Source organism: Actinophytocola sp., assembly GCF_050699915.1.
In the GTDB taxonomy this organism is placed as follows: Bacteria; Actinomycetota; Actinomycetes; order Mycobacteriales; family Pseudonocardiaceae; genus Actinophytocola.
Genome location: NZ_JBOHGA010000254.1, coordinates 1 through 8,092 on the forward strand (window position 1 = coordinate 1; position 8,092 = coordinate 8,092).

Consider the following 8,092-nt stretch of genomic DNA (forward strand, 5'->3'; position numbering starts at 1 on the left):
CGGCCGATGCGGCCGGCCCGGCGGAGCCGAGCGTGCCCGACGAGGGCGACGCGGTGCCGTCGGCCGAGCGGGCGCGCAACCGGATGGCCGCGTTCCTGCGCGGTACCCGCGAAGGGCGTGCGGCCCCGTGAGCCGCCGTCCAGCTGTGGTTGACGTCGAGTGGACCAAGACAGGGGTGTCATGGACGAGTCCAATTCGGGTGACCTGAACTGGTTGCTCGACGACCTGGTCGTGCGGGCGGTCGGTGCGCAGTACGCGGTGGTGCTGTCCACGGACGGGCTGTGCGTGGGCCGGTCCCGGAGTCTGAACCGGGAGGACAGCGAGCACCTGTCGGCGATGGCGTCCGCGTTCCAGAGCCTCGCCCGCGGCGTCGGGCGGCATTTCGGCGGAGGACAGGTCCGGCAGACGGTCGTGGAGCTGGATCACGCCTTCCTGGTGGTGACGGCCGCGGGCAGCGGGGCGTGCCTGGCGCTGGTGGCGTCCGACGACGCGGACATCGGCATGATCGCCTACGAGATGAATCTGATGGTCAAGAAGGTCGGCAAGTACCTGGTCGCGCAGCCGCGTGTGCCCGGCAATTTGTGACCGCGCAGACCATGAAGCACGGTCGGGATTCCTGGTACGACGACGATGCCGGTCCTCTGGTGCGGCCGTATGCCGTGACGCGTGGCCGTACCAAGTCCGCCCGGCACGACCTCAACCTGATCACGCTCGTGGTGACCAGGGCCTACGAGAACGCGGCGATGGAGCCGGAGTACATCCAGATCCTGCGGATCTGCCGGTTCCCGCTGTCGATCGCGGAGATCAGCGCGAAGCTCGGGTTGCCGCTCAGCGTGATCAAGATCCTCGTCGCAGACCTGATCGAGGAAGGGCTGCTGATCTTCAGCTCGCCTCCCGGCCCGATGAACACGGAGACCCCGGACATGAAAACCCTGCAGGCGGTACTAGATGGCATCCGTAGGCTCTGAGACACCGGCGCAGGCGTCGCTCGGGACGTCGGCGCTGAAGGTACTGATCGCCGGAGGGTTCGGCGTCGGCAAGACCACGCTCGTCGGCTCGGTGAGCGAGATCCCGCCGCTGCGCACGGAGGAGATGATCAGCGCGATCAGCGGGGGAGTGGACAACCTCGCCGGCGTCGAGGGCAAGAACACCACCACCGTGGCGCTGGACTTCGGGCGCATCACCGTCAACGAGTCGCTGATCCTCTACCTGTTCGGCACGCCGGGCCAGGAGCGCTTCTGGTTCATGTGGGACGAGCTGGCGCTGGGCGCGCTGGGCGCCGTGGTGATCGCCGACACCCGTCGACTCGACGGCTGCTTCGCCGCGGTGGACTTCTTCGAGCGCCGCGGCATCCCGTTCATCCTCGCGGTGAACAACTTCTACGGCGAACAACTGTACACAGTGGACGAAGTCCGCGAGGCGACCGACCTGGACACCAACGTCCCGATCATCCAGTGCGACGTCCGCCACCGCGAGTCGAGCAAGGCCGTGCTCGCGGCCCTGCTGGAACACCTGATCGCCATGAAGTCCCACCGCTGAGCCCTGGCCAGCCGACCGTTGTTCAGCACGGCGGCCAGGAGTCGACCAGCCGCTCGGACTCTTCGCCGTCCACCAGCCGACCGATGCCCTGCTGCTCAGTCCGAAGTAGACGGATCCGCGGTCTGGGCGGTCAGCGGCCGTTGACGCCTCGGCCGGTGGCCAGTAGGCCGAGTGCCAGTTCGAGCTTGTCCTGTGGTCGCTGCAGGCTGCGGCCCGTGAGGGACTCGATCTGCTTCATCCGGTAGATCACCGTGTTCCGGTGGCAGAACAGGGCTTCCGCCGCATGAGTGGGGGAGCCGTCGGTCACCAGCAGCGCCGCCAGCGTGTCCAGCAGCGTCTCCGACAGCTGCGCCGGCTGGTGCAGCAGCGGGCCGACGGTCTCCGCGATCAGCACCGGCAGCACCTCCGGGCTGCCGGCCAGCAGCACCTCCGGCAGCCGGTCCGAGAGTGGGACCAGCCGCTGCGTGCCGCGAGGCAGGGACTCGGCCGTTCGGGACGCCAGCTGGTAGGCCGTCGCGAAGCCGGCCAGGCCGTCGGTGCACGGCGCGAGCCCTACGCGGCCCGCGACGCACGGATCGAGGGCCTCGACCAGTTGGGACACGGTGAGCGCGCCACTCGGGATCAGCCCGAAGAAGTTCCCGCCGCGCACGTGCCAGTGCGAGCTCAGCCCGACCCGCTCCAGCCGGTCCTCGGGCGCCCGCAGCGGTTCGTCCAGCGGATCGTTGAACGGCGCCACCACGCACACCACGGCCTCGTCCGGCCCGATGCCCAGCTCCTCGCGCGCCTCCCGGGCGAACTCCGGGTCCGCGCCGCGACCCTCCACGAGCCCGTCGAGAAAACTCTGCTGCCGCTGCAGGTTCTGTCGCTGCAGCCGGTTGCTCTCCCGCCGGTAGGCGTCGACCAGGATCGCGTTCTGCACGTCCAGCGCCGCCCACAGCTTCTGGCCGGCGACGACGAGCAGGTGCTCGTTGAGCTTGTCCCCCCAGCCCTGCCGCAGCAGCGCCTCCCACAGGGTGCGCGTGCCGAGTGTGTACGCGTTGAGCACCCGGTCCATCGGCACGCCCTGGCGCGCCCGCAACCGCCCGGTCTCCCGCCACACGTCGCTCGCCTTGTGCTCGGGGTCGGCCCGGCCGGCCATCGCCTCGATGCCGCGGCGGATGTGCTCCCGGATGCTCGCCCGCAGGTCGGCCTGCCGGGCCGGCCGTTGCTCGGACCAGTACGGGTCGCGCTCGAGCAGCGTCAGCGTGATGTCGTCGGCGATCGCGTCCGCCTGGTCGATCAGCGACGCCCAGGCGTGCTGGATCTCCCGTTCCATCGCAGGCGTGGGCGGTGGCACCCGCGGTGGCGGGTCCGCCGCGCGTCTGTGCGCCACGTCCATGCCGGGAAGCCTCGCACTCCGGAGCACAGATGTACCAGCCTTCTAGACCGAATTGAGTCGGTTCGCACGAGTGATTTTGTGCGAGGCGCCTATGTCACTCGTCGTGCTCCGCGACCAAAGTGGTGCCCACCACACAGCCCAGTGTAGGGAGCCGCGCGTTGCCGGACGTCGACGGAACTGCCGCCACAGCACCGGGTTTCGAGATGTCCGGGATCTCCGTGACCTTCGGCGGTCTCGTCGCGCTGTCCGACGTCACTCTCGAGGTCGCCCCGAACCAGGTGCTGGGCGTGATCGGGCCCAACGGCGCCGGCAAGACGACCCTGTTCAACGTCGCCTGTGGCTTCGTCCAGCCGGACACGGGCGAGCTGCGGTGGCGCGGCGAGCGGCTGACCCGACTGCGCCCGCACCAGCTCGCCGGCCTCGGCATCTCCCGCAGCCTGCAGGACCTCGGCCTGTTCGACCACATGACCGTGCTCGAGAACGTCATGGTCGGGGCCAACCGACACGCGCGCACCTCGTTCTGGTCCTCGCTGTTCTCACTGCCCAGCCACACTCGCGAGGAGCGGGCACTGCGCACCCGGGCGCTGGCGGTGCTGGACGAGCTCGGCGTCGCCGACCTGGCGGGCCGGCTGCCCGCGAGCCTGCCCTACCCGGTCCGCAAGCGGGTTGCGCTGGCCAGGGCGCTGGCCGGCGAGCCGGACCTGGTGCTGCTGGACGAGCCGGCCAGCGGGCTCGCCGACGACGAGATGGCCGAGATCGGCGAGCTCATCCGCGGGCTGACCGACCGGATGTCGGTGATGCTCGTCGAGCACCACATGGACCTCGTGATGAGCGTCTGCGACGACATCGTGGTGCTCGACTTCGGCAAGGTGATCGCGCGCGGCGGGCCCGACCACGTCCGCGAGCACCCCGCCGTGCTGGCCGCCTACCTGGGCGAGGACGTCGGCGAAGGCGTCGCCGAAGAGCCCGCCGAAGAGCCCGCCGAAGAGCCCGCCGAAGAGCCCGCCGAGCCGTTCGGGAGGCCGTGATGCTGACCGTGACGGACCTGGCGGCCAGCTACGGCCCGGTGACCGCGCTCGACGGGGTGAGCTTCGAGGCTCCCGAGGGCGAGATCACCGCGGTGCTCGGCGCGAACGGCGCCGGCAAGTCGACCTTGCTGCGGACGATCTCCGGGCTCGTCCGGCCGACCCGCGGCCGCGTCACGCTCGCCGGTCGGGACCTGGCCACCGTCCCGGTGGAGAGCATGGCGAAGATCGGGCTGGCCCACGTCCCCGAGGGTCGCGGGGTGATCACCGAGCTGACCGTCGAGGAGAACCTGCGACTAGGTGCGCTTGGCCGGGGCGTCCGGCCCAAGCTCGACGACCTGGCCCGCGCCTACTCGCTGTTTCCGATCCTCGCCGAGCGGCGCCGGTCCTCGGCCCACGTGCTCTCCGGCGGCGAGCGCCAGATGCTGGTGATCGCACGGGCACTGCTGGCGCGGCCCCGCGTGCTGCTGCTCGACGAGCCGTCGCTGGGGCTCGCGCCGCGCATCGTGGTCCAGATCTTCGACCTGCTGAAGACGCTCGTGCGGGCCGACGGGCTCACCGTCGTTCTCGTCGAGCAGAACGCCCGCAGCGCGCTGTCCATCGCGGACCGTGGGGTCGTGCTCAACCTCGGCCGTCTCGTGGTGTCCGACGACGCCGCGGCGCTCGCGAAGGACGAGCAGCTACGCCACGCCTACCTCGGATTCTGACCGGCGACAAGGGGATCCTCGTGCAGCAGCTGTTCACCACCGTCCTCACCGGACTGACGCTGGGCATGGTCTATGCCGCGTTCGCGCTGGCGCTGGTGCTGATCTGGCGGGCGACCCGGATCGTCAACTTCGCCCAGGCGCCGATGGCGATGATCACCACCTACATCGCCCTGGTCCTCATCGACGCCGGGTTCTCCTACTGGCTCGGCTTCGTCGCCGCCCTGGTCAGCGGCCTCGTGCTGGGCGCACTGGTCGAGCGGTTCGTGATCCGCTACGTCGACCCGAGATCCGAGATCAACCCGGTGATCCTCACCCTCGGCCTGTTCATCGTGATCCACGCGCTCGCCGCACTGATCTTCGGCGCCCGCTACCGCTCGTTCCCCGCCCCGTTCGGGCTGCGCGGCTTCGAGGTCGGCGACACGACGATCGCGCTCACCGGGTTCGGGATCTTCACCATCCTGTCGGTGGTCGCGGTGATGGTGCTGCTGGTGCTGCTCTTCCGCGGCACCGACGTCGGGCTCAAGATGCGCGCGTCCGCGTTCAACCAGGAGGTGGCGCGGCTGCTGGGCGTGCGGGTCGGGCGGATGCTCACCCTCGGCTGGGCGCTCGCCGCGGTCGTCGGCTCGCTCTCCGGCCTGCTGATCGCCGGCGGTGGGCTGGTTCATCCGTCCTACATGGACGGTGTGGTGGTGTACGGGTTCGTGGCCGCGGTGCTCGGTGGGCTCGACAGCCCGGTGGGCGGGGTCGCCGGCGGGCTCATCCTCGGACTGTCGCTGAGCCTCGTCAGCGGGTACGTCGGCTCCGAGCTGGTACCGCTGGCCTCGCTGGGGATCCTGATGGCGGTGCTGCTGGTTCGCCCGGGCGGCCTGTTCGCCCACGCCCGCGCCCGGAGGGTGTGACATGGCCAGCGACACGAACACCGACACGACGACCGGGACCACGCCGGAGAACTCGTCGCACCCGCCCGAGCGCGCACCCCGGTCGCGACGGCCGCTCGCGCGCGTCGGCGCGTACTTCGGCGCCACCCCGCTGCGCCGCCACGTGGGAGTCGCGGTGCTCGGCATGCTGCTCGTCGCCGTGGCACTGGAGAGCACCGACGCGTTCCGCAACGGCCAGCTCGCGGCGATGGCCTACTACGGGATCGCCGCGGGCGGACTGACCATCCTCATCGGACTGAACGGCCAGATCTCGTTGGGGCACGGGGCGTTCATGGCGATCGGCGCGTATACGGCAGCGTTGCTGCTGCAGGGTGGCGACCCGTTGCCGCTGGCGGTGATCCTGGCCGCGGCCGCCGCCGTGGCGCTCGCGGCGGGCGCGCTCGTCGGGGTGGCGGCCGCCCGGCTGCACGGTCCGTACCTCGCCGGCGCCACGCTCGCGCTGGCCGTGGCGATCCCCGGGATCCCGCTGTACTTCGGCGAGACGCTCGGCGGCGAGCAGGGGCTCAACGTCGGCGTGCCGGAGATCCCGGACTGGTTCGCCGACGCGGTCTTCTTCCTGACCGGACAGGACATGAGCCGCAGCCGCTACCTGGGCTACCTCGGCTGGTTCTGCCTGATCGTCACGTTCGTGCTGCTGGCCAACCTCGCTCGCGGCCGGGTCGGCCGAACCTGGCGGGCGGTGCGGGACAACGAGGTGGCCGCGGAGCTGGCCGGCATCAACCTCGGTCGCGCCCGGGTGCTCGCGTTCGTCGTCAGCGCGACCTGTGCCGGGCTCGCGGGCGGGCTGATGGCGCTGTCGGCGCGCATCGCCGCGCCGAGCGGGTTCACGCTGACCCTGTCGCTGCTGCTGTTGTCCGCGATCGTCCTGGGTGGACTCGGCAGTCTTGTCGGCGCGCTGATCGGCGCCGCGCTACTCACGTTCCTGCCGCAGCTCGTCACGGGCCTTGGCCAGGACATCGGACTGTCCGACGTGCGGGCCGCGGAGCTGGCCCCGCTGATCTACGGCCTGGTGACGGTGCTCGTCGTGCTGTTCGCCCCGGCCGGGATCGTGGGCTGGTTTCGCGCCGCCCGTCGTCGCCGCGCCGAACGCCGGACTTCGTAGTCATCCAGCAAACGCACCATTGGAGGCAACACATGAGGCGATGGTCGAGAACCGGCGTGGTGATCACCACGATCCTGACCGCGGGTGCGCTGCTGGCCGCCTGCGGCGCGGGCGACGAGCGCGAGGACGCGCCGGCCGAGGGCTCCACGGTCGGCGTCACCGACGACACGATCAAGATCGGCGCGCACTTCCCGCTGACCGGGGTCGCCGCGCCGGGTTACAGCGAGATCCCCAGCGGGCACGAGGCCTACTACGACTACGTCAACGCCAACGGCGGCGTGCACGGCCGCAAGATCGAGTTCGTGGTCCGCGACGATGGCTACAACCCGACCAACACCAGCCAGGTCACCAACGAGCTGGTGCTCAAGGACGAGATCTTCGCGATGGTGAGTGGGCTCGGCACGCCGACGCACAGCGCGGTCGTCGACTTCCTCAACGGCGAGAAGGTGCCGGACCTGTTCGTCTCCTCGGGCTCGCTGCAGTGGGGCGACGCGCCCAAGGACAAGCCCTTCACGTTCGGCTGGCAGCCCGACTACGAGATCGAGGGCAAGATCGTCGGCGAGTACGTGAAGGAGAACATGCCCGACGCCAAGGTCGGCCTGTTCCTCCAGGACGACGACTTCGGTCGCGACGGCGAGAAGGGCGTGCAGCGGTACCTGAAGGACCAGATCGTCGAGGTGCAGCGCTACACGTCCGGCAACACCGACGTGGCGCCGCAGATGGCGGCGCTGCAGGCGTCGGGCGCCGACTTGATCCTCGGCTTCAACACGCCGTCCTACACGGCGCTGAGCCAGCTGGTCGCGCTGCGGTTGGGCTACAAGCCGAAGTGGTTCTTCAGCAACGTCGGCTCCGACCCGGCGCTGGTCGGCTCGCTGTTGGCCCGCTTCTCCGAGGGTGCCGTGAAGGACGGCTCGCAGCTGCTCGACGGCGTGATGACGACCGAGTACATCCCGGGGACGGACGTGCCGGACGACCCGTGGATGAAGCTGTGGCAGAAGGTGTGGGACGCCCACGGCAAGGACGGGGACCTGACCAACTACCGGGTCTACGGCATGTCGCAGGCGTACACCTTCGTGCAGGCGCTGCAGGCCGCCGGCCCCGACCTGACGCGCGAGGGCCTGGTGGCGGCCGTCGAGAGCGCAGGTGGCGACTTCCAGGGCCCGGCGTTGGCGCCGTTCCGCTTCTCGAAGGACAGCCACCTGGGCATCTCCGGGATGCAGCTGGTGGAGATCAAGGGCGGCGTCGGCGAGGAGCTCACCCCGGTCCTCGTCTCGGACCTCGGCGACGCCCCGATCGAGGAGGACGACTCGGCCGCGTCCGACAGCCCGCCGGAGAACGGCCTACCGAACGAGAAGGCGGTCGAGTAGGTCAGTGGCTCGCGGCCGGTCCGGTGCCCCCCGGAC

General features: G+C 70.4%; 9 protein-coding genes. 8 read left to right on the forward strand and 1 reads right to left on the reverse strand.

What is annotated here, in order from left to right; translation table 11 throughout:
- The first annotated feature begins 180 nt into the window (after positions 1-180).
- From ACRDSK_RS29140 to ACRDSK_RS29150, 3 genes are read left to right on the forward strand one after another with little or no spacing between them, the layout of a single operon-like run.
- Complete coding sequence (locus tag ACRDSK_RS29140) at positions 181-585, forward strand: roadblock/LC7 domain-containing protein (RefSeq protein WP_431444563.1); 405 nt, start codon at positions 181-183, stop codon at positions 583-585.
- A gap of 11 nt (positions 586-596) precedes the next feature.
- Positions 597-968, forward strand: coding sequence for a DUF742 domain-containing protein (locus ACRDSK_RS29145; RefSeq protein WP_431444564.1), 372 nt, complete (start codon positions 597-599; stop codon positions 966-968).
- A complete protein-coding gene (locus tag ACRDSK_RS29150; protein WP_431444565.1) occupies positions 949-1,539 on the forward strand; it encodes a GTP-binding protein in 591 nt (196 codons plus the stop codon). Before ACRDSK_RS29145 ends, ACRDSK_RS29150 begins: the two co-directional genes overlap by 20 nt.
- A gap of 130 nt (positions 1,540-1,669) precedes the next feature.
- Here ACRDSK_RS29150 and ACRDSK_RS29155 read toward each other — a convergent pair whose 3' ends face one another.
- Positions 1,670-2,917: a PucR family transcriptional regulator gene (locus ACRDSK_RS29155; RefSeq protein ID WP_431444566.1), complete on the reverse strand. Its 1,248-nt coding sequence runs from the start codon at positions 2,915-2,917 to the stop codon at positions 1,670-1,672.
- Positions 2,918-3,120: 203 nt separating this feature from the next.
- Here ACRDSK_RS29155 and ACRDSK_RS29160 point away from each other — a divergent pair, with 203 nt between their 5' ends.
- From ACRDSK_RS29160 to ACRDSK_RS29180, 5 genes are all read left to right on the forward strand, one after another.
- Entirely contained in the window at positions 3,121-3,945 is an 825-nt protein-coding gene (locus ACRDSK_RS29160) for an ABC transporter ATP-binding protein (protein WP_431444567.1), read from the forward strand.
- Positions 3,945-4,649 (forward strand): ABC transporter ATP-binding protein, encoded by a 705-nt coding sequence (locus ACRDSK_RS29165; protein WP_431444568.1) that lies wholly within the window; start codon positions 3,945-3,947, stop codon positions 4,647-4,649. Before ACRDSK_RS29160 ends, ACRDSK_RS29165 begins: the two co-directional genes overlap by 1 nt.
- A gap of 20 nt (positions 4,650-4,669) precedes the next feature.
- Positions 4,670-5,548 carry a branched-chain amino acid ABC transporter permease gene (locus tag ACRDSK_RS29170; protein WP_431444569.1) on the forward strand — a complete coding sequence of 293 codons (879 nt, stop codon included), beginning with the start codon at positions 4,670-4,672 and terminating at the stop codon, positions 5,546-5,548.
- A 163-nt stretch (positions 5,549-5,711) separates the two neighbouring features.
- Positions 5,712-6,689 carry a branched-chain amino acid ABC transporter permease gene (locus tag ACRDSK_RS29175; RefSeq protein ID WP_431444571.1) on the forward strand — a complete coding sequence of 326 codons (978 nt, stop codon included), beginning with the start codon at positions 5,712-5,714 and terminating at the stop codon, positions 6,687-6,689.
- Between the two features lie 32 nt (positions 6,690-6,721).
- Positions 6,722-8,056 (forward strand): ABC transporter substrate-binding protein, encoded by a 1,335-nt coding sequence (locus tag ACRDSK_RS29180; protein WP_431444570.1) that lies wholly within the window; start codon positions 6,722-6,724, stop codon positions 8,054-8,056.
- Positions 8,057-8,092 lie beyond the last annotated feature (36 nt).